Raw genomic sequence first — 21,594 nt, 5'->3', positions numbered from 1 at the left:
TCTTTGTTAAACAAAATTTACGATTGGGTAGATGAGCGTTTGGATATTACGCCTTTGTGGCGCGATATTGCAGACCATGAGGTTCCTGAGCACGTTAACCCGGCGCACCACTTTTCTGCGTTCGTGTATTGCTTTGGCGGTCTGACGTTTTTCATCACTGTCATTCAGATTCTTTCCGGAATGTTCCTGACAATGTACTATGTACCGGACATCAAGAATGCATGGGAATCTGTTTATTATCTTCAAAACCAGGTAGCGTTTGGACAAATTGTCCGTGGTATGCATCACTGGGGAGCGAGCCTTGTCATCGTTATGATGTTCTTACATACGCTTCGCGTGTTCTTCCAGGGCGCTTATAAGAAACCTCGTGAATTGAACTGGGTTGTCGGAGTTTTAATTTTCTTCGTAATGTTAGCTCTTGGCTTGACAGGATACTTGCTTCCATGGGATATGAAAGCATTATTCGCAACAAAAGTTACATTGCAGATTGCAGAAGCTGTCCCATTGATTGGGCCATATATTAAAACATTACTTTCCGGACATTCAACGATCGTTGGTGCACAAACCTTGACTCGTTTCTTCGCGATCCACGTATTCTTCCTGCCTGCTGCATTATTAGGCTTAATGGGAGCGCACTTCTTGATGATTCGTAAGCAAGGTATTTCTGGTCCATTGTAAAATTCGAATGAAATAGTTGTGCGAATAGAGATTCGCCAATGATACGGAAAAAGGAGGGGATTGCTCGATGCATCGTGGTAAAGGTATGAAGTTCGTAGGAGACTCTCGTGTCCCTGCAGAACGCAAGCCTAATATTCCGAAAGATTACTCGGAATACCCTGGCAAAACGGAAGCGTTTTGGCCTAACTTCCTATTAAAGGAATGGATGGTTGGTGCTGTTTTCCTAATCGGATTCTTGAGCCTGACAATTGCTCATCAGCCTCCGCTTGAGAGGATTGCCGATCCTACGGATACAGCATATATCCCGCTGCCAGACTGGTATTTCTTATTCTTATATCAATTGCTTAAGTATTCTTACGCTTCTGGCCCATATACTGTAATTGGGGCTTTAGTTATCCCGGGTCTTGCATTTGGAGCGCTATTGCTGGCTCCATTTATTGACCTCGGACCTGAGCGCCGCCCGTCAAAGCGTCCGCTTGCGACAGGCTTTATGCTGTTGTCAATCGCTGCTGTTTTCTATCTCACTTGGGAATCAGTTGATCACCATGATTGGGAAGCGGCAAAGAAGCAGGGGCAGATTGTGGATGTCGAAATTGACAAGAACTCAGATGGATACAAAATTGCACAGGCTCAGACATGTACTTCCTGCCATGGCGGAGAACTTGCCGGTGGTGCTGCAGCGCCTAGTCTGTTAGATTCAAAAATGAGTGCAGAAGAAATTGCTGATGTTGCCAAGAATGGTAAAGGAAGCATGCCTGCAGTCTTCAAAGGATCGGACGAAGAACTTCAGACGCTTGCTGAATTCATCGATGGCCTTAGCGAATAATATGTCCAAGAACCTGCAAGGAAAGCTTGCAGGTTCTTTTTTATGCTTATCCAGACAGTTTACACGCTGGACCTGAAACGTACATATGCAAATGTGTTTTTGACAGATAACCACTCCACAGGGAAGGGAAATGAAAATCATTTAAGTGAAAAACTTTTGAATAACACCTTTGTAAAATCAGACAAGGATAACTTGGCTTATTTTCTATAAACTGTAATAATAGTGATAGAAAACTTGGATTGGAGATCGTCAAAATGATAAAAAAAATATACCCTTTGCTAGGGAATAGATCTGTATTATGGCTGTTATTTTGGGTGAATGTTTTGGGGACAGCTTACGGGTACTATTGGTACAAGTGGCAGCTTGTCGATACGCCACCGAAATTTCTTCTTTTCGTACCGGATAGCCCGACTGCAAGCTTGTTCTTTGTCTTCGTTTTAGGGGCATTCCTGATGGGGAAAAACTGGCCGCTTATGGAAGCATTGGCTATCGTTAGCCTAGTCAAGTATGGCCTTTGGGCGGTAGTGATGAATTTAATGGTATTCTTCGTTTCTGGTCAGCTTGATTGGATTGGGCTTATGCTGATGGCATCCCATTTTGCGATGGCAGTGGAAGGTGTCTTATATGCTCCTTTTTATCGAATAAAACCATGGCATTTGATTGTAGCTGCAGTTGTACTTCTTCATAATGAAATCATTGATTATGTTTTTGAAATGATGCCAAGGTACCATACACTAGATTTGTATATGGACCAGATCGGGTACTTTACATTTTGGTTAAGTATTTTCTCAATAGCCGTTGGGTATTACTTCGCGCTGCGGCCAGATCGATTCACACTTTCACTAAAAAGATCAAGATAACCCTTGAATTTTGGTCTAACCTTGTCCACCCTCTCATACATTTTAATAGTATTTAGAGGGGGGACAGGAATGAGAGCAAAATATTTTATATTCCTTTCGGTGCTTTTGTTATTGATTGCGCCGTTTGCAGCATACGCAGAACCACAGTCGCCTGTTGAAGAACTGGATAATATATCAGACCAAGCACTGCAAATGGTGAAACTGCACCGTTATGACGATGCTAACAGATTGTTGAATCATTTTTCAGAAGAATTCCTGCTAGTAACAGGAGATGGACGGCCATTTACTATGGATGAACTGCGGATTATTACTGTGGCACATGATGAAGCGGTTGAGGCGGTAGCAAACGCTGATTTGGGACATGCTGAAAGGATGAACAGAGTTACAAAATTCAGGCTTGTAATTGACGCAATTGCTTCCACTCACCAGCCATTATGGACAGAGATGGAAGGGCCCATCATGACGGTTTTCAATGATATGAAGACTGCTGCATATGAGGGTGACAATGACCAGTTTCATGCGAACCTTAATTCATTCCTGTCATTATACAATGTGATTTATCCAAGCCTGAAGATTGACATCAATCCGGAAAGAATCCAGAAAGTTGATGCTAAAGTCAGCTTTATCGATCAGTACCGGCCTCAGGTATTGCAAGAAGCTTCAAGTCAGGAAGAACTGGAAGTGCTTGAATCGGATTTGCAGAATATCTTTGATGATATGACGGAGGATGAAGCAGACCCATCACTGTGGTGGGTAATGATTTCAACCGGAAGCATCATAATCCTAACATTGTCCTATGTAGGCTGGAGAAAATATAAAGGCGACCATGATAAAAAGAAAAATGTCCAAAAAGAACATAGGAATTGACATCTTATTCTACTATTTATAAAATAGTGATAACATCATGAGATGTAAGGGGAGGTACTAGATGTCTATAATAATCTATTTTGCGCTTATTATTTTGATCCCGTTATGGGCTCAATTCAAGGTAAAAGGAGCATTCAAGAAATATTCACAGGTGGCTTCTTCGTCCCAAATGACGGGTGCAGAGGTGGCTCGTAAAATTCTCGATGATAACGGTTTATATAATGTTGGTGTCGAAGAAACCAGAGGTTATTTAAGTGATCACTACGACCCGCGTTCAAAGGTTGTACGTTTATCTTCAGATAACTTTTTTGGCCATTCAGTCGCAGCAGCTGCAATTGCTGCTCACGAAGTTGGCCATGCGATCCAGGATGCTGAGGATTATTCGTTCCTAAGGTTCCGCCATGCGCTTGTTCCAGTGGCAAGCCTAGGTTCAAACTTTTCCTGGATTCTGATTCTGATTGGGATTTTTGCTCAATTAAGCGGTTTGCTTTTACTAGGTATCCTTTTCATGGCCGCTGCTGTTGTGTTCCAACTGGTAACTTTGCCGGTTGAATTCAATGCATCGAACCGTGCAATGGAACAGGTCGTTTCAGCTGGGATCATCAGGAATGATGAAGAAAGAGAAACGAAGAAAGTATTGAATGCCGCAGCTTTGACATATGTAGCTGCTGCAGCTGTTGCAGTACTTGAACTTGTTCGTTTAGTAATGATTTACACAGGAATGACTAGTAGTGAAGAATAAAAAAAATCCGGATAATCATCCGGATTTTTTATCTTTCAAGAGGCAGTTTATTTTCATCTAGCGTAAATCCTTCTCCAAGGACATCATGTACAACGGTTACCGATACAAATGCGTGGGGGTCTACTGAATTAATGACACTTTTCAATCGGACGATTTCATTCTTGGCAACTACACAGTATAAAACATCTCTTTCTGATTTAGTATAAGAGCCTACCGCTTTCAGGCTCGTCACTCCGCGATCCATTTCTTTCATGATTTTGGCTGCGATATCCTCGTTTTTCTCCGAGATGATCATAGCGCCTCTGGCAGCGTATGAACCTTCCTGCATAAAATCGATCACCCTGGCCCCTACAAAGACGACCACAAGAGTATACATGGCTTCCCTGTAGTTCAAATATGTAATAAGAGAAAGTGTAATGACACCAAAGTCAAACATGAACATTGTCCTGCCCATTGTCCAGCCAACATACTTTTGCGCCAGCCTTGCGATAATGTCCACTCCGCCTGTAGTTCCTCCATAACGGAATATGATCCCAAGGCCGATCCCGATGAACACTCCCGCAAACAGGGCCGCTAAAAACAAGTCCTCATATAATGGCATCTCGATTTGATATTTTTGAAAAATAGCCAGAAAAATGGAGACTCCTACTGTACCTATGATTGTATAAATAAATACATTCCGGCCAAGCAGCTTCCAGCCTATGAAAAAAAGCGGCAAGTTTAATAATAGGTTAGTAATGGAAGGAGACCAGCCAAATACGAAATAAAGCAAAAGGGTAATTCCAGTGAAACCACCTTCTGCGAGGTTATTTTGCATATTGAAATGAACGAGGCCGAATGAGAAAATAGCCGCACCAAGCAAAATGAAAAAGATGTTTTTGATTTTTAAGCCGTTAAGCACGATTAATTCCTCCTAATTAGTACGCTAAAATTACCTGATAAAGCGCTTATATTATATAAAATATAACCAACAAGGGCAATCTTTTACAGGAGGGGCATAAAGAGTCGCAATATTCTATGTTCCATATCCTCTATTTTGATGAGAGTATTTGGTTGAAATAAGCTTTATCAGTGATTGCCTATAATTAGTTTGAAATAAAAATATTTGTCAAAGTACCTCCATTGAGCTAACATCGATATAGATAAACATACATAAAAAGGTTGGGTGAGTTTCTTGAGTGGAAAGAAAACGATGAAAGAACTCCAGCAGGAAGTGGATACATATATAAGCCAATTTAAAGAAGGCTACTTCAGTCCGCTTGCTTTGACAGCACGCATGACCGAGGAGCTCGGGGAGCTGGCTCGTGAGGTAAACCACTATTATGGCGAAAAGCCAAAGAAAAACGATGAAAAAGAAAAGACAATTGAAGAAGAGCTGGGAGATATGCTTTTTGTGATGATTTGTTTTGCCAACTCTTTAAATATAGACCTTGAAGAAGCACATAACATGGTTATGGAAAAGTTCAATACAAGGGACAAAGACCGCTGGACGAGAAAAGACAGCTAAAGGAGACTAAATATATGGAAAAAGTAAAGATTGTTATTGCAGGACCAAGAGGAAGAATGGGTAAAGAGGCTGTCAATCTGGTGCTTGGGACCGACACATATGAACTCGTGGGAGTAGTTGACAGGAAATATAAAGGAATGAAGGTTGGTGAGCTCGAGGGTTTTCCAGCGAGCGATGCCTTAATTTATACAGATTTCGAGAAATGTCTCCAGGAAGTTGAGCCAGATGTACTTATTGACTTGACAACACCTGAGGTAGGCATGTTCCATACAAAGACCGCATTGAAATATAAAGTTCGCCCAGTGGTAGGGACTACAGGGTTCAGTAAGGAAGACCTTGATGAACTTGAACAGCTGTGCGCTGAACAGGAAACAGGCTGTATCATCGCTCCAAACTTTGCCGTCGGAGCCGTTTTGATGATGAAATTCTCGCAAATGGCTGCGAAGTATTTCGATGACGTTGAGATCATTGAACTGCACCACGACCAGAAGCTTGATGCGCCATCGGGTACGGCAGTAAAAACGGCACAAATGATAGCTGATGTACGCGAACCGAAAACACAGGGACATACTGACGAAAAGGAAACAATTCAAGGTGCCCGCGGTGCGGATTATGAAGGTATGCACATACATTCAGTAAGGCTTCCTGGACTGATTGCCCACCAGCAGGTATTATTCGGTGCTGACGGGCAAACATTGACGATCCGCCATGATTCATACAATCGAAGCTCCTTTATGTCTGGAGTAAAGCTTGCGGTTGATACAGTCATGAAAATGGATGCTTTTGTTTACGGATTAGAGAATATCATAGAATAGGGGAGATACCATGAACATTGCCTTAATTGCACATGATAAAAAGAAAGATGATCTGGTGGGTTTCGCTGTCGCTTATAAGGAGATCTTTGAAGAGCATACATTATTTGCAACTGGGACAACTGGTTTGAGGCTTATTGAAGCAACGGGTTTGGAAGTGACAAGGTTTCAATCCGGTCCTCTTGGCGGTGACCAGGAAATTGGTGCCCGGATTGCCAATAACCTTATGGATGCAGTGTTTTTTTTCAGGGATCCATTGACTGCTCAGCCGCATGAACCTGACGTGACTGCCCTCGTTCGGTTATGTGATGTATATTCTGTTCCGTTGGCGACCAATATGGGAACAGCTGAGATTCTCGTAAAAGGGATTGAAAGAGGAGACCTTGATTGGCGAAATATAGTGAAAGAAGAAACTGGTGATGAACATGGAAGCAATGAAGCTTGATATACTGGCGTTTGGTGCCCATGCTGATGACGTAGAAATCGGGATGGGCGGTACAATCGCAAAATATGCTGCTGAAGGAAAATCTATCGGGATTTGTGATTTGACCAAAGCAGAGATGTCTTCAAACGGAACGGTAGAGATCAGGAGCCGAGAAGCAAAAGAAGCAGCCGGCATTCTTGGAGTGAAGATGAGGGAAGCACTTGACTTGCCTGACAGAGGCTTATTTTTAAAGGAAGAATACATAAGGAAAATTGTTAGAGTGATCAGGCGAAATACTCCGGACATAGTTTTTGCACCTTATTTTGATGACCGTCATCCTGACCATGGCAGCTGTGCCCGCCTTGTTGAGGAGGCGGTCTTTTCGGCAGCAGTAAGAAAATATGATGAAGAGGACGGGCTGAAGCCACACAGGGCAAAAGCTTTATATTTCTATATGATCAATGGGTTCCACAAACCTGATTTTCTGGTTGATGTATCGGATTATATCCATTTAAAAATCAATGCACTAAATGCTTACGAAAGCCAATTCATGAAAGGGGCAGGAACTTTTGACACCCCGCTTGTGAACGGCTACATCGAATCAGTCGAAGCACGCGAGAAATTATTTGGCAAGGAAGCTGGCGTCGCTTATGCCGAAGGCTTTATGTCCAAAAAACCATTGTTAATCCATAAGGATTTGTTAGGGGAAGGAAAATGAAGAAACTTAAAATAGGCATCACTTGCTACCCGACGGTAGGTGGTTCTGGTGTTGTCGCAACAGAACTCGGAAAGCTGCTGGCGGAGAAAGGTCATGAGATTCATTTTATTTCCTCGAGCCTACCCTTCCGCCTGAAAAAAATGTACCGAAATATTTATTCGCATGAAGTTGAGGTCAATCAATATTCTGTCTTTCAATACCCTCCATATGATATTGCTTTGGCCAGCAAGATTGCAGAGGTCGCAGTTTTGGAGAATTTAGATGTTCTTCACGTCCATTATGCGATTCCCCATGCTGTCTGTGCCATTTTGGCCCGCCAGATGAGCGGACGTGATCTGAAGATTGTCACCACCCTGCATGGTACGGATATTACTGTACTTGGATATGACCCATCTCTAACTGATGCCATTCGTTTCGGAATTGAAAAATCAGATTATGTCACTGCTGTGTCCAATTCGCTTATCCAGCAGACTTATGACTTGATCAAACCGGACAAACAAATTGGCTGTGTGTACAACTTCATAGACACTCGTATCAACAAACGGACAGATTCCTCAGAACTAAGAAAGGAATATGGAATCCTTCCTGAAGAAAAAGTGGTCATCCATGTATCCAATTTCCGCCCTGTTAAAAGAGTTCCGGATGTGATCAAAGCATTCGCAGGCATCGCAGAAAAAATGCCGGCCAAGCTTTTGCTTGTTGGAGATGGACCAGAAATGAAAACTGTATGCAATCTTGCAAGTGAGCTGGGGATTCGCGACAAAGTCCTGCTGCTTGGAAAACAGGAGAGGGTAGAGGAGCTATATTCATTAAGTGATTTGATGCTTCTTCTGTCAGAAAAGGAAAGCTTCGGATTGGTAGCTTTAGAAGCGATGGCTTGCGGTGTACCATGTATCGGTACGGATGTAGGAGGGATTCCGGAAGTGATTGTGGGCGGAGAGACGGGTTACATATGCGAATTAGGAAATATTGAAGAAATAACGGAAAAAGCTGTTAATATACTCTCAAACCCTGAAACCCACAAGCGTTTTGCTGAGAAATCGGTAGAAAGGGCAGAAAAAAGCTTCAGTGCTGAACAAATCGTATCTAAATACGAAAGCATCTACTATAATATCGTTGGCCAGGATCAACGATGATAGGTCAGCCATTCATACAGGCAGTGCCTGTCCTTAAGTTAATAGAGAATGCTGGGTATGAAGCGTATTTTGTCGGCGGCTCTGTCAGGGATCATATCCTCGGTCGCGAAATATCCGATGTTGATATCGCAACCTCTGCGTTACCTGAGGAGTTAAAACGGATTTTTCCTAAAACCAATGATGTGGGAATTGAACATGGAACGATTCTCGTCCATTATAAAGGCGAACATTATGAAATAACGACATTCCGTTCCGAAGAAAACTACACAGATTTCCGCAGGCCTGATAAGGTTTCTTTCATTCGGTCATTAAATGAGGATCTACAGCGGCGTGACTTCACGATGAATGCAATGGCTATGGACAAAGAAGGGAACATGATCGATCCTTTTGCTGGCAAAGAAGCGATAAACAAAAAAGAAATTGTGACAGTAGGCAATCCAGATGAACGTTTCGGTGAAGATGCATTGAGGATGCTTAGGGCTGTTAGATTCCAGTCGCAATTATCTTTTTCAATTGGAAAACAGACTTTAGAATCGCTTACAGATCACTGTCATCTACTGGAGAACATAGCGGTAGAACGCAAAACTGTTGAATTCGAAAAATTGCTTAAGGGACCAGGCAGGAGCGAAGCAGTCCAATTACTGGCCAATAGTGGCATGATTCAATATTTGCCAGGGTTAAAAGGGCATCGTGATGAAGTAATACGCTTTTCAAGGCATCTAAGAGAGAATTTCCAACTGGTGGAATCTTGGGTCCTGCTGGTGTTTGAATTAGGTTTGAAAGATAAAGAAATTGAAGAATTCCTGAGAGAATGGAAACTTCCAGTTCAAAAAATTAAACGAATCAAACATATTCATGCGTTGTTATTGCATCGCCTTAAAAATGAATGGAATCCGGAATTGGTTTATAACGCAGGATTGGAAGATGCAATTAGCGCTGAAAAAGTGTTTGCGTCCCTGCAAAATATTGTTGGCAGCAACGAAAAAATCAGGGAATTGCATGAGCGGCTTCCGATCAAGCATCGAAAAGAATTGAACGTAACTGGGAATGATGTTATGGGCTGGCTGGATAAACAGCCTGGTCCCTGGCTGCGCGAGTTTCTTGAGGAAATCGAACGTTCTGTAATCTATGGCATCGTGCCAAATGAGAAGGAGAAAATAAGGGAATGGCTGAACGCGTCCAATCTGAGATCAGAAAAAAATTGATCGATGCTTTTACGAGGAATGAAACTGAATATCTATCAGGCCAACATCTGGCTGACATTGCGGGCTGCACACGTACGGCGGTGTGGAAGCATATCGAGGAGCTTCGCAAGGAAGGCTTTGAATTTGAGGCGGTCAGAAGAAAAGGATACAAAATTATTTCAATCCCTGACAATATGTCTGCAGATAAAATAACCCTTGGTTTAAACACTGAATTCCTAGGAAGGAATCTGCACTATCATGACAGCGTTGAATCCACTCAAAAAATTGCGTATAAACTGGCTTATGATAATGCTGAAGAGGGAACTGTGGTGATTGCCGAAGAGCAAACTGCTGGCAGAGGGAGGATGGACCGTAAGTGGCATTCCCCCAAATATACAGGTATATGGATGAGCATCATCCTCAGGCCGAAAATCCCTATACCGAAGGCTCCGCAGCTGACATTGATCACTGCAGTCGGTGTGGTGCAGGCTATAGAGGAAGTAACAGGCTTACTGCCTGAAATAAAATGGCCGAATGATATTCTCATTAACGGCAAGAAAATTACCGGAATCCTTACCGAGCTTCAGGCTGAATCAGATCGGATTAATTCAATCATTATTGGAATCGGCATCAATGTCAATACAGGCATAGAAGATTTCCCTGAAGATATCCGAACAATCGCTTCGTCGCTCGCCATTGAATCTGAAAAAATCATAGACAGGGAAAAGTTGATCAGGACGATACTTGAAAAATTAGAAAAACTGTATTTACTTTATCTCGAAAAAGGCTTTTTTCCGATAAAGCTGATGTGGGAAAGCTACGCTATAAGCATCGGTAAACAGATCACTGCAAGGACCCTAACTGGGGAAATCAAAGGGAAAGCCACCGGGATTACTGAAGACGGAGTACTTTTGATTGAGGATTCAGCAGGGGAAATTCATAACATTTACTCCGCGGATATCCAGATAGAAGGTTAATTGAGTAATGTAGCCAAAAAAGCAGTCTTTTGCTATAATCAATCTGGGCGGTATCGAGAGAACTGCACCTTGTTGATGTATTTTATAAAAAAATAGTTCTGCCTGGATCCGGTAGCGGACTGGGACAGAGGGATGAAACAAGTACAGGCTTCAAAGGGTCCTTCTGGCATAGATGGGCCCTTTTTTAGTGTCTGGCATTGATGGATTGTTTTATCTCCTCTTCAGAAAAAGGGAGGAACGAAAATGAAACAAACAACTGATTTCTTGAAAATGAAGCAAACAGGCAACAAGATCGTTATGGTGACAGCCTATGATTATCCTTCAGCCAAGCATGCCGAACAGGCTGAAGCTGATTTAATCCTTGTAGGCGATTCCCTTGGAATGGTCGTGCTCGGCTATGACTCGACTATACCAGTGACAATGGAGGACATGATCCACCATTCTAAAGCTGTCAGGCGAGGAGCAGGCAATACATTCATTGTTGTCGATTTGCCATTTATGAGTTATCATCTGTCGATTAAGGACACGCTTATAAACAGTGCGAGAATCATGCAGGAAACAGGGGCAAACGCTGTGAAATTAGAAGGTGCTGATGAGGTCATTGACCATATAAACGCACTGACGAAGGCTGGAGTTCCTGTAGTAGCACATCTTGGCCTCACTCCGCAGTCTGTCGGGGTACTCGGTGGATATAAAGTCCAGGGGAAAAGCGCTGATGCGGCAAAGAAATTAATTGATGACGCAAAAAAATGCGAAGAGGCAGGTGCCTTTGCTATTGTGCTGGAATGCGTCCCTAAACAGCTTGCTGAACAGGTCAGCCAGGCCCTCACAATCCCGACGATAGGTATCGGGGCTGGAGCGGAGGTTGACGGACAGGTACTTGTATACCACGATATAATCACCTATGGTGTGGACAGGGTACCAAAATTCGTGAAACAATATACCAATGTAAATGAACTGATCTCTTCCGGGCTCAGTGCCTATGTTTCAGAAGTAAGGCATAAGGCTTTCCCAGAAGATAAACATAGCTTTACCATGAAAGAAGAAGAATTGAAGGCATTGTACGGGGGAAAAGAATGAAAATCATTAGAACAATCACCGAGATGCAGGAACAGATGCAAAAATTAAAATCTGAAGGTAAATCCATTGGATATGTGCCAACTATGGGTTTCCTGCATGAAGGCCATATATCATTGATGAAGAGGGCGCGTCCGGTAAATGACGTTGTTGTCCTGAGCATTTTCGTGAACCCGCTCCAATTTGGCCCTACGGAGGACCTGGATGCCTATCCACGTGATTTTGAACGCGACCATAAGATTGCGGAGGAACAGGGAGTAGATTTTATCTTCTATCCTTCTGCTGAAGAAATGTATCCAGATAATGCTTCGGTAAAAGTATCTGTTGTTGACCGGACAGATGTCCTTTGCGGCAAATCAAGGCCTGGGCATTTTGACGGAGTAGCAACTGTCTTAATGAAGCTGTTTAATATCATCCAGCCAACGAGGGCATATTTTGGCCTCAAGGATGCCCAGCAGGTCGCAGTGGTCGATGGCCTGATCAAGGATTTCAATTTTCCGATAGAATTGATCCCAGTTGAAACAGTACGTGAAGAAGATGGGCTTGCAAAAAGTTCGAGAAATGTCTATTTAAGCGAAGAAGAAAGACAGCAGGCAAATGAACTTAGCAGAAGCCTGGAGATGGCGAGACTCGCCATTGAGAGAGGCGAAAGAAATCCGGATGAAATTGCTGGAATGATGAAACATCATATCCATGAGAATACGTCAGGTATAGTCGATTATGTTGAAATTTATTCTTATCCAGAGCTGCAAGAGTTAGAAACATTGAAGGGTAAAGTGATCATTGCCCTTGCGGTGAAGTTCTCGAAAGCAAGACTGATTGACAATACCATTATAGATTTAGAGGTAAAATAACTCATTTTAGGGGGATTATATTCCATGTTCCGCACCATGATGAATGCTAAAATACATCGAGCTAGAGTAACTGAAGCCAATTTGAATTATGTCGGCAGCATCACAATCGACAGCGATATTCTGGACGCAGTCGGAATGGTAGCTAATGAAAAGGTTCAAATAGTCAATAATAATAATGGCGCCCGTTTCGAAACTTATATTATTCCGGGGGAAAGAGGAAGCGGAGTAGTGTGCCTGAACGGTGCAGCAGCCCGTCTAGTACATGAAGGTGACGTTGTGATCATCATTTCCTATGCGCTTGTCTCTGAAGAGAAGGTTCCGTCTCACCAGCCAAAAGTAGCGTTGATGGATGAGAACAACCGTATTGTAGAAATGCTTCATGCTGAACCTGAAAGAACGGTATTCCTATAAAACAAGAAAACTCCCGTACTATCGGGAGTTTTTTCATACAGTTCTTGAGCAAATCTCAAGAACGCTCTTTGGTGTAAGAATGTGTATACAAAAGGATAAACAACGACAAAAAGATATCCAAAAGTTATTAAAATGGCAATAATATAAGCAGGACTATAAGTATTGAATCTAATAGATGGGACGATACAGACACTATCCCGCTTTCACTTTCGCATTTTTTATGATACGTTTTTGTTTGACTGAATGTTAGAGGTGTATTGAAGAATGAGCCAAAAATTTGTGGTTGTAGATTTAGAAACAACGGGCAATTCCCCTAAAAAGGGTGACCGTATTATACAATTTGGAGCAGTGATCATTGAGGATGGAAAAATTACTGGCCGATTTTCCTCGCTTGTCAATCCATTGCAGGAGATTCCTGCATTCATTGAAGAGTTGACCGGTATTTCTGATTCAATGGTGAAGGATGCTCCATTATTTGAGGAAATCGCTCCGCAGGTTTCTGATATGCTTGAAGATGCTTATTTTGTGGCTCATAATGTCTTATTTGATCTTTCCTTTTTACAAGAAGAATTATTAAATTCAGGACAGGAAGGTTTTTATGGTCCTGTTATAGATACCGTGGAAATGGCAAGAATCCTGTATCCGACTGCTGACAGTTATAAACTGACTGATTTGGCCGCAAGGGAAGGTTTGCACCATGACCGCCCTCACCAGGCCGATAGTGATGCTCAAGTGACGGCAGAGTTGCTTCTGATCATGCTTGAGGATATAAAAGCGTTGCCTTTGGTCACAGTCAAGGAGCTGGCAAAGCTTTCAGAGGGGCTTAAGAGCGACCTCCACTTAATTTTTGATGATGTATTGAGTGTGAAGGAGAGCAGGCTTGAGGTTTTACCTGAAGATATCGAGGTTTACCGTGGGATTGCCTTGAAAAAGAGAGCGGTGATCCGCAAAGTTAACCAAAGTGCTATTGCGTATCCAGAATCAGTGGAGGAAAAGATGTCTTTACTTCAAAAGGCATTTACTGGCTATGAGATCAGGCATGGACAGTTCGAGATGATGGACTGCGTTCGTGAAGCATTCTCAAAGAATGGCCATGCTTTGGTTGAAGCGGGAACGGGTGTAGGAAAGTCCCTTGGTTATTTGATCCCAGCAGCAATTTTTTCATTGGAGAGTAATAATCCGGTTGTAATCAGTACCTACACAACACAGCTTCAGGAACAGCTGTTATTCAATGACATTCCAAAACTGGGTCAGGTATTGGGAACAACCATAAATGCATCTTTGATTAAAGGCAGGAACAATTATATCAGCATGGCCCGGTTTGAGCACTCCCTGAGGGAGGTAGAGGAGAATTACGATACAGCCCTTACTAAAATGCAGATCCTTGTTTGGCTTACGCAAACAGAAACTGGAGACTATGATGAACTCAATTTGTCTAGCGGGGGCATGCTCTTCTGGAGTAAAGTGAAAAATGAACGCGCGCTTTTCCTCAAGACGAAGCACTGGGAGGATTATGACTTTTACAAAAGGGCAATCGAAAAAGCGCATAATGCGGATATTTTGATCACTAACCATTCAATGCTGCTGGCCGACCTTGTTTCAGAGAAGGGTCCGCTGCCGAATTATGACTATGCCGTACTTGATGAAGGTCATCAATTCGAAAAGGCGGCAGGAAAGTATTTTGGCAAGTCACTGGATTATCTGGCTGTCAGGCTAGTACTTAATCAGCTTGGTTTATATGACCAAAACCAGTTGTTCTATAAGTTGGAGTCATTGCTGAACAATAATAACGGCGATCTGGGAAGCAGCAGGCTTCATACATTTGAAATCAATCAGTTGATATCCGATTTGGTATATGAAACAGAAGAACTCTTCAAGCTTGCAGGAACTTATGCAAGAAAAGCGTTGAGGAATAAATCTTATGGAAGCAAATTGAATGCAAGCATGGTTCCGGACAGAGATAACCGGATTTGGACTGCATTGAAAACAACCGCAGAAAGGTTTTATTTCCACTTAAAGGATTTAATCACCGCTCTGGAAGGAAGGCTGGATGAGGCGGGAAAAAGCCCTCATCGCTATACAGGCGTGCAGCAATCAATCCTTGAAGAGATTGTTTCGGTTACAGAAGGTTTGGAAAAAATCCGTATTACGGCTAGAACCCTTTTTATGGACGAAAGCGGTTATGTGAGATGGATTGAGGCAGATATGAGGGCTTTGCAAAATTCAACGACAATTTTTTCCCGCCCTGTTTATGTATCTGATTATTTGGCAGAACAATTTTTCACGAAAAAAAGAAGTGTAGTTGTTACATCAGCAACCCTCTCTGTTAATAATTCCTTCACGTTTATCAAAAAGGAATTGGGACTGCGAACTACACTGATGGAAAAGCAAATTCCATCGCCATTTTCCTATGAGTCTCAGGTCAAGCTCATTGTGCCTGATGACTTGCCGGATATAAAGTCTGTATCTAATGATGACTATGTCGCGGCCATTACGGAACATATCATCTCGATTGCAGAAGCAACTAAAGGCAGGATGCTGATTTTGTTCACTTCTCATGAGATGCTGAAAAAGGCTTATGAGCTAATCAAGGAGAGCGGCCTGCTTGAAGAGTTTATTTTAATTGCCCAGGGGATTACTGCAGGCAGCAGGACAAGACTGACCAGGAACTTCAAACGGTTCGATAAAGCGATTTTATTCGGGACCAGCAGTTTCTGGGAGGGTGTTGATATTCCGGGTGAGGATCTATCATGCTTAATAATCGTGAGGCTTCCATTTACACCACCAGATGAACCAATAACAGCTGCAAAGTGTGCTTTGATCAAAGAAAACGGTGGTAGCCCTTTCTCTGAATTGTCCCTCCCTGAAGCCGTCCTAAGATTTAAACAAGGGTTTGGAAGACTAATCCGTACCTCAAACGATAGAGGCCTGATTCTAATCTTTGATCGAAGGCTTGTTACCACATCATACGGAAGTGCTTTTTTACAATCGGTGCCTGGCGTTCCAGTTGAAAAAGGATCTATAACAGAAATAGTCGATATGATTCATGATTGGCTGTAGAACTGTTGCGCGAAGACCAATATTGAACTTCTTTTTTTAGGCCCTTTTCTCAAAATTTGTTGCTATTGAATACAAAATTGGAGTGAATAACCTAAATTCCCTCGTAGAGTTGACGCTTCTTATGAGAAAAGAGCATGCAAGCTTAATACCGACCTGCAAAATGGGTATATATCACGTTAAAATCGGCTTTAGGATTTTAACAACAATCTTTACAAACAGCCTTTTTTTAAAAGCTTTTTATAATTTCAGCTAAATGAAGCACTCTAAAGCTAGAAGTAATTGGAGGAGTGTACATGAAGCTGTTATTAGCAATCCTGGCATTTATGAATTGGTATTATTTCCCTTATGAATCTCCTTCTGCTCCCGTTGAGGTTGAAGGGGTAGATGTCAATCTGAAAAGAAACGAATTGGCTTTTACATTCTTAGCAATAAGCGATGGAGAGGCCGCACTGATTCAGCATGCTAATGGCGAGAATATACTAGTGAATACTGGTGGCACTGGCACATTCAAAGAGCTTGAGCGGCTGCTTGCTCTTTTTCATGTAAATGATTTATCGACGATTATTTTGACTGCGAATGCTGGGCAGGAAAACCTCGATCAAATAATCCAGAAATATAATGTCCGCAGGATATTTACAGGGAAAGCTGGTAATCAGGTTTTGGCAGGAGCCACAATCCCGACTGAAGTGAAAGTTCAAAGCTGGAAGCAGGGAGATTTGTTAAAGCTAATGCCAGGTTTGACTGCAGAAGTCATTTTCGATGGCAGTGAAGAGAATGAAGGCACAGATATTTCTTTTCAATTTTTTCATCATCAAATTTTTTATGTTAGTTCAGCTAGTCATGCTTCTGAACAAGCATTTCTTGCAGAACCATTGAAGAATGTCAATATTGTCAAAATGCCGTTTTTTGCTGCAAAAGGTTCTTTTTCAGATTTGCTGATTGAGCACCTTGACCCTCAGTTAGCAGTCATCTTCAAATCAAATTCAGTTAAACCTGATCCGGATTTAGTGGAGATGCTGCATGAAGCCTGGATTGATGTTTATTTCACAAAGCAGCATGGTACTGTTACAATTAAGCTTACCGATTCAACCTATGATGTCATTACAATCTTGAGTGAAGAGTAATCATTAATTGGATGTAGGTACCGAAAATCACTAAAGAAAAACTGCGCATATTTTGCGCAGCCATTTTTGATGTCCAGACTAGAAAAGTTTTTGTGTGTCAGCAATACTCTTAGCAGTGAGAACCATCTCCTGATATAATGAGTGGTGTTAATTGTATTGTTGCCAGCTGAACGCTCATATATAGATGACAAAAATTGTGTGAGAGGAGAAGAAGCGAGCATGGAAAGCAAAATTGAAGTAGTATCGACAGTAAAAATCCAGAATAGTCCTGATTTGTATAAAATTGTAGATGCACTAAACAGGACTTTGAAGCGTGATGACCTCATGTTCGGTCTTGCATTGGATCAGGATGATAAAGAAAAAGCAATTTTCACCATTTATCGCACTTGATTAATTAAGATGCTGTCTAGATTAATGTAAAAGCAGTGAATTGAGCATACATAAAGAAGGGGATACATGTGAAGAAATGGATATTTTTCAGTATCCTCATTGTTGTTACAATTGTGGGGATTCTGGTCAATGTATACTTAAACGCGGTTGAGCCAGTGAAGGCAGCAGAAAAAGAGGCTGTCCAAATTGCGTCAGAAGAAACTAACCTTTCAGATTTTACAAACTTCAGTTTGTATAGTGGTGAAGAGACTTATTATGTGATGACGGGAAAAAATGCCAAACAGGAAGATGTTTATGTTTGGATCAATGAAAAAAACAGCGAAGTCATCACGAGAAATGCGAAAAATGGTATCACGAAAAAAGAAGCTTTAAATAAACTATATCAGGAAAAAGATCCGAATGAAATTATTGAAGTAAGGCTCGGCATGGCCAGAATCCAAAAGACGGACAGGCCGGCATGGGAAATTTTTTACCGAAACAACAACGACACAATAAATTATTATTATGTCGATTTCGATACAGGTGAAAAACTGAGGGCCATTGATAATTTGTGATTCTCATTCGGCAAATTTTTGAATCAAGATCAAATGTTGGACAATACGATATTATTAAATATTCAATCATAGCCACGTGCAAATAATAGGAGGTAAAGGGATGGAGATCCAATTAGCCAGCAGAGTGGGAGCACTCACTCCTTCATCAACTTTGGCAATTACCGCAAAAGCAAAAGAATTGAAGGCGCAAGGGAAAGACGTGATAGGACTAGGAGCGGGAGAACCTGACTTCAATACGCCGCAGCATATTATTGATGCTGCTGTTAAGTCCATGAATGAGGGTTTCACTAAGTACACACCATCTGGCGGTCTGCCGGAGTTGAAAAAAGAAATCGCAGCGAAGTTAAAAGGTGATCAAGGGCTTGAATATCAGTTGAATGAAATCATCGTAACAAGTGGCGCTAAGCATGGCTTGTACACCCTGTTCCAAGTACTTCTTGATGAAGGTGACGAAGTGATCATTCCGATTCCTTATTGGGTCAGCTATCCTGAGCAGGTGAAGCTTGCAGGAGGAAATCCTGTCTACGTGGAAGGGCTTGAACAGAACAACTTCAAAATCACTCCTGAACAACTAAAGGAAAAGGTCACCGACAAGACAAAGGCGGTCATCATTAATTCCCCGAGCAACCCTACCGGAATGGTATATTCCAGAGAGGAATTGAAGGCTCTTGGTGATGTATGTCTTGAGAATGGGCTCCTGATCATCTCTGATGAGATTTATGAAAAATTAATTTATGGAAATGCTGAGCATATCTCAATTGCTGAACTCTCAGAAGAGCTTAAAAAGCAGACGATCATCATCAACGGTGTTTCCAAGTCCCATTCAATGACAGGCTGGAGAATCGGTTATGCAGCTGGTAACAGTAAAATTATCAAGGCAATGACTGACCTGGCAAGCCATAGCACGTCAAATCCAACGACACCTGCCCAGTATGCATCGATTGCAGCTTACGCAGGGTCCCAGGATGCTGTAGAAACAATGCGTTCGGCGTTTGAGGAAAGACTTGAAATCATCCATGGCAAGCTGAATGAAATACCGGGAATCAGCTGTATAAAGCCTCAGGGAGCATTTTACCTCTTCCCAAATGCAAAAGAAGCGGCTCTTATGACGGGCTGCAAGGATGTGGATGAGTTTGCAGAAGTATTGCTGACAGAAGCGAATGTTGCGGTAGTTCCTGGCTCTGGTTTTGGAGCCCCAGACTATATGCGCCTGTCATACGCAACATCTCTTGATCAGCTAGAGGAAGCAATCAGCAGAATTCATCAATTTGTTGAAAGCAAGGCTTAAATCATCAGACGGAGAATCAAGGCTGATTCTCCGTTATCGAAGTTAGAGTGATTTCTGAAATTATTTAGAAATTACACACCAAAGGATAAGGCCCGTACATTGCGGGCCTTGTTGTATTTTAGGGAAGTTTGTTTTATTTTGTTGGTAAAGCTTTCTTTATTGCTATTTTTCGACTTATTTCCCTTTTTAATCTTTTTCTATTTTATTACCAGCCGGGCTTGTTCATGCTATACTATGAAAAGAGGTGTCCGGAATGAAAAAAGCAGATATGTTAGATTGGCTGAAAGAGGGGAATGTTACGATTCCTGCTGTATTGCTTACGCAGTACAAAGAAATGAGATTGAACGAACAAGAATTAGCATTATTACTTCATGTATTCTATTTTTCTGAAAAAGGAAATGAATTTCCTACGCCTACAGAACTTGCAGCCCGCATGACGATATCGGCTTTCGAATGTACAGATTTGCTCCGAGCACTGATTCAAAGAGGGTTTATATCGATAAGTGACGGGAATTCTACGGACGGAATCAGATATGAAAAATATTCCCTGGAACCGTTATGGGAAAAGCTGTTTGATCAGTTTATGCTCAAACGGAAACAGGAAAAAGAGATGACCAACCAGAAGGAAGAAACGGATTTATATACAGCATTTGAGAGGGAATTCGGCCGGCCGTTATCACCATTTGAATGTGAGTCTCTGGCTATGTGGATGGATGATGATCACCATGACCCTATCATCATTAAAGCTGCATTAAGAGAAGCTGTCATTTCTGGCAAATTGAATTTTCGGTACATAGACCGGATTCTTTTTGAATGGAAGAAGAATGGGATCAAGACGATCGAACAAGCCAAAAGTTATGGAAGGAAATTCAGGCAGCACCAGAGTGCTCAAAAGACAGGGAAGGAAGAACCCAAAGTTTCTGCGAATCCTGTTCCCTTTTATAACTGGCTTGAACAGTAATTGTAACGAGAGAATTCATCTATTCTCTCTTTTTTTAGGTTCTTTTCGAGGTGTAATGTCTTAATTTGTATTGAAAGTCGTAAATTTAGAAATGTGGTGAGATATATGTTAAATAAACAGCAAATCCGGTTTTGCCTTGATGAAATGGAAAGGATGTTTCCTAATGCCCATTGCGAACTGGTTCACTCAAATCCTTTTGAACTGGTCATTGCAGTCGCACTATCTGCTCAGTGCACTGATGCCCTGGTGAATAAGGTGACTAAAAACTTATTCCAAAAATACAAAAGTCCTGAGGATTTTTTGAGTGTTTCATTGGAAGAACTGCAAGAGGACATCCGGTCAATTGGATTATATCGCAATAAAGCGAAAAACATCCAAAAGCTTTCCCAAATGATTATTGATGAGTATGGCGGTGAGGTTCCGCGGGACAGGGATGAATTGACGAAGCTTCCTGGCGTTGGGCGTAAAACAGCCAATGTCGTAGTTTCAGTCGCTTTCGGGATACCTGCCATTGCAGTTGATACACATGTGGAGCGGGTCAGCAAACGCCTGGCTTTTTGCCGCTGGAAGGATTCAGTTCTTGAGGTTGAGAAGACATTGATGAGAAAGGTTCCTGAGGAAGAATGGTCCATTACGCATCACAGGATGATTTTCTTTGGACGATACCATTGTAAAGCCCAGAATCCCAAGTGTGAATCATGTCCTTTACTGGATGTATGCAGAGAGGGTAAAAAAAGAATGAGAGCCAAATCGTAATGGAAAGAACGGATATTTCCTTTCAGGATTATGTACAAGCAGTGGAGAGGGTCCTCAGTGAATGGGGACAGTGCAAGTGTGAACTAGATATCCACTTCAAGAACAGAGATAGCGATAGGGCACTGCCATTGATGATGAGGGCGATAGAATTATTTGAACAGTTTCTTATTATTTCAAATAGACTGAGTCCGGATAAGTATTGTATTAAAGATTGTAAGATTAAGCCGGTGAATGTAGAGGAAAGGCTTAATTTTATCGTATCAAGACCCAAACTTTTTCATTCTTATAAACAACTTGCAGAATTGTTCGCTGAACAGGAAAAGCAGTCCGCTAAACAAGTGGCCTTAAATAGAGCAAAAAACAAACGTCCTGATTGAGTCAGGACGTT

The 21,594-nt window shown here is 41.9% G+C and carries 24 protein-coding genes; 23 read left to right on the top strand and 1 reads right to left on the bottom strand.

Going from position 1 to position 21,594, the window contains the following annotated elements; all coding sequences use genetic code 11:
• Positions 1 to 3: 3 nt before the first annotated feature.
• The 5 genes from qcrB to AC0VX7_RS15640 all read left to right on the top strand — a co-directional run bounded on the left by qcrB (position 4) and on the right by AC0VX7_RS15640 (position 3,973).
• Entirely contained in the window at positions 4 to 678 is a 675-nt protein-coding gene (gene qcrB, locus AC0VX7_RS15660; protein ID WP_023627553.1) for a menaquinol-cytochrome c reductase cytochrome b subunit, read from the top strand.
• A 67-nt stretch (positions 679 to 745) separates the two neighbouring features.
• Complete coding sequence (locus tag AC0VX7_RS15655) at positions 746 to 1,504, top strand: c-type cytochrome (protein WP_475424975.1); 759 nt, start codon at positions 746 to 748, stop codon at positions 1,502 to 1,504.
• 257 nt (positions 1,505 to 1,761) lie between these two features.
• Positions 1,762 to 2,364: a lipoprotein heptaprenylglyceryl N-acetyltransferase LhaT gene (gene lhaT / locus AC0VX7_RS15650; protein ID WP_475428174.1), complete on the top strand. Its 603-nt coding sequence runs from the start codon at positions 1,762 to 1,764 to the stop codon at positions 2,362 to 2,364.
• A 69-nt stretch (positions 2,365 to 2,433) separates the two neighbouring features.
• Positions 2,434 to 3,231 carry a sporulation protein YpjB gene (gene ypjB, locus AC0VX7_RS15645; protein ID WP_475424974.1) on the top strand — a complete coding sequence of 266 codons (798 nt, stop codon included), beginning with the start codon at positions 2,434 to 2,436 and terminating at the stop codon, positions 3,229 to 3,231.
• 61 nt (positions 3,232 to 3,292) lie between these two features.
• Positions 3,293 to 3,973, top strand: a complete 681-nt coding sequence (locus AC0VX7_RS15640) for a zinc metallopeptidase (RefSeq protein ID WP_475424973.1) — start codon at positions 3,293 to 3,295, stop codon at positions 3,971 to 3,973.
• 28 nt (positions 3,974 to 4,001) lie between these two features.
• Here AC0VX7_RS15640 and AC0VX7_RS15635 read toward each other — a convergent pair whose 3' ends face one another.
• Positions 4,002 to 4,874 carry a YitT family protein gene (locus AC0VX7_RS15635; protein ID WP_041964546.1) on the bottom strand — a complete coding sequence of 291 codons (873 nt, stop codon included), beginning with the start codon at positions 4,872 to 4,874 and terminating at the stop codon, positions 4,002 to 4,004.
• A 291-nt stretch (positions 4,875 to 5,165) separates the two neighbouring features.
• On the opposite strand from AC0VX7_RS15635, the gene AC0VX7_RS15630 reads away from it, so the two are divergent.
• The 18 genes from AC0VX7_RS15630 to AC0VX7_RS15545 all read left to right on the top strand — a co-directional run bounded on the left by AC0VX7_RS15630 (position 5,166) and on the right by AC0VX7_RS15545 (position 21,583).
• A complete protein-coding gene (locus tag AC0VX7_RS15630) occupies positions 5,166 to 5,480 on the top strand; it encodes a nucleotide pyrophosphohydrolase (RefSeq protein WP_041964555.1) in 315 nt (104 codons plus the stop codon).
• Positions 5,481 to 5,494: 14 nt separating this feature from the next.
• Positions 5,495 to 6,295, top strand: a complete 801-nt coding sequence (gene dapB, locus AC0VX7_RS15625; RefSeq protein WP_475424972.1) for a 4-hydroxy-tetrahydrodipicolinate reductase — start codon at positions 5,495 to 5,497, stop codon at positions 6,293 to 6,295.
• 10 nt (positions 6,296 to 6,305) lie between these two features.
• On the top strand, positions 6,306 to 6,737 hold the full coding sequence (gene mgsA, locus AC0VX7_RS15620; protein ID WP_475424971.1) for a methylglyoxal synthase: 432 nt from the start codon (positions 6,306 to 6,308) through the stop codon (positions 6,735 to 6,737).
• On the top strand, positions 6,718 to 7,434 hold the full coding sequence (gene bshB1, locus AC0VX7_RS15615) for a bacillithiol biosynthesis deacetylase BshB1 (protein WP_475428173.1): 717 nt from the start codon (positions 6,718 to 6,720) through the stop codon (positions 7,432 to 7,434). Before mgsA ends, bshB1 begins: the two co-directional genes overlap by 20 nt.
• Entirely contained in the window at positions 7,431 to 8,570 is a 1,140-nt protein-coding gene (gene bshA / locus AC0VX7_RS15610) for an N-acetyl-alpha-D-glucosaminyl L-malate synthase BshA (RefSeq protein WP_475424970.1), read from the top strand. The genes bshB1 and bshA overlap by 4 nt, the downstream gene beginning before the upstream one ends.
• Positions 8,567 to 9,775 carry a CCA tRNA nucleotidyltransferase gene (locus AC0VX7_RS15605; RefSeq protein WP_475424969.1) on the top strand — a complete coding sequence of 403 codons (1,209 nt, stop codon included), beginning with the start codon at positions 8,567 to 8,569 and terminating at the stop codon, positions 9,773 to 9,775. Before bshA ends, AC0VX7_RS15605 begins: the two co-directional genes overlap by 4 nt.
• A complete protein-coding gene (locus AC0VX7_RS15600; protein WP_475424968.1) occupies positions 9,736 to 10,731 on the top strand; it encodes a biotin--[acetyl-CoA-carboxylase] ligase in 996 nt (331 codons plus the stop codon). The genes AC0VX7_RS15605 and AC0VX7_RS15600 overlap by 40 nt, the downstream gene beginning before the upstream one ends.
• Positions 10,732 to 10,974: 243 nt before the next feature.
• Complete coding sequence (panB, locus tag AC0VX7_RS15595) at positions 10,975 to 11,811, top strand: 3-methyl-2-oxobutanoate hydroxymethyltransferase (protein ID WP_475424967.1); 837 nt, start codon at positions 10,975 to 10,977, stop codon at positions 11,809 to 11,811.
• Positions 11,808 to 12,662 (top strand): pantoate--beta-alanine ligase, encoded by an 855-nt coding sequence (gene panC, locus AC0VX7_RS15590; protein ID WP_475424966.1) that lies wholly within the window; start codon positions 11,808 to 11,810, stop codon positions 12,660 to 12,662. Before panB ends, panC begins: the two co-directional genes overlap by 4 nt.
• Positions 12,663 to 12,686: 24 nt before the next feature.
• Positions 12,687 to 13,073, top strand: a complete 387-nt coding sequence (gene panD / locus AC0VX7_RS15585) for an aspartate 1-decarboxylase (protein WP_475424965.1) — start codon at positions 12,687 to 12,689, stop codon at positions 13,071 to 13,073.
• A 264-nt stretch (positions 13,074 to 13,337) separates the two neighbouring features.
• Positions 13,338 to 16,133 (top strand): ATP-dependent DNA helicase DinG, encoded by a 2,796-nt coding sequence (gene dinG, locus AC0VX7_RS15580; protein ID WP_475424964.1) that lies wholly within the window; start codon positions 13,338 to 13,340, stop codon positions 16,131 to 16,133.
• Between the two features lie 293 nt (positions 16,134 to 16,426).
• Positions 16,427 to 17,257 (top strand): ComEC/Rec2 family competence protein, encoded by an 831-nt coding sequence (locus AC0VX7_RS15575; protein WP_475424963.1) that lies wholly within the window; start codon positions 16,427 to 16,429, stop codon positions 17,255 to 17,257.
• 219 nt (positions 17,258 to 17,476) lie between these two features.
• On the top strand, positions 17,477 to 17,647 hold the full coding sequence (locus AC0VX7_RS15570; protein ID WP_215028724.1) for a YpmA family protein: 171 nt from the start codon (positions 17,477 to 17,479) through the stop codon (positions 17,645 to 17,647).
• Positions 17,648 to 17,715: 68 nt separating this feature from the next.
• Positions 17,716 to 18,201: a cell wall elongation regulator TseB-like domain-containing protein gene (locus AC0VX7_RS15565; RefSeq protein WP_475424962.1), complete on the top strand. Its 486-nt coding sequence runs from the start codon at positions 17,716 to 17,718 to the stop codon at positions 18,199 to 18,201.
• A 106-nt stretch (positions 18,202 to 18,307) separates the two neighbouring features.
• Positions 18,308 to 19,489: a pyridoxal phosphate-dependent aminotransferase gene (locus AC0VX7_RS15560; RefSeq protein ID WP_475428172.1), complete on the top strand. Its 1,182-nt coding sequence runs from the start codon at positions 18,308 to 18,310 to the stop codon at positions 19,487 to 19,489.
• A 253-nt stretch (positions 19,490 to 19,742) separates the two neighbouring features.
• Entirely contained in the window at positions 19,743 to 20,450 is a 708-nt protein-coding gene (locus tag AC0VX7_RS15555) for a DnaD domain-containing protein (protein ID WP_102263378.1), read from the top strand.
• 105 nt (positions 20,451 to 20,555) lie between these two features.
• Positions 20,556 to 21,206 carry an endonuclease III gene (gene nth / locus AC0VX7_RS15550; protein ID WP_475424961.1) on the top strand — a complete coding sequence of 217 codons (651 nt, stop codon included), beginning with the start codon at positions 20,556 to 20,558 and terminating at the stop codon, positions 21,204 to 21,206.
• A complete protein-coding gene (locus tag AC0VX7_RS15545; protein ID WP_475424960.1) occupies positions 21,206 to 21,583 on the top strand; it encodes a YpoC family protein in 378 nt (125 codons plus the stop codon). The genes nth and AC0VX7_RS15545 overlap by 1 nt, the downstream gene beginning before the upstream one ends.
• Positions 21,584 to 21,594: the final 11 nt, after the last annotated feature.

The organism is Mesobacillus sp. QJM3NY_10 (assembly GCF_056173465.1).
The sequence above is the reverse complement of the archived record's forward strand: the minus strand, read 5'-3'. Positions and strand labels throughout refer to the sequence as shown.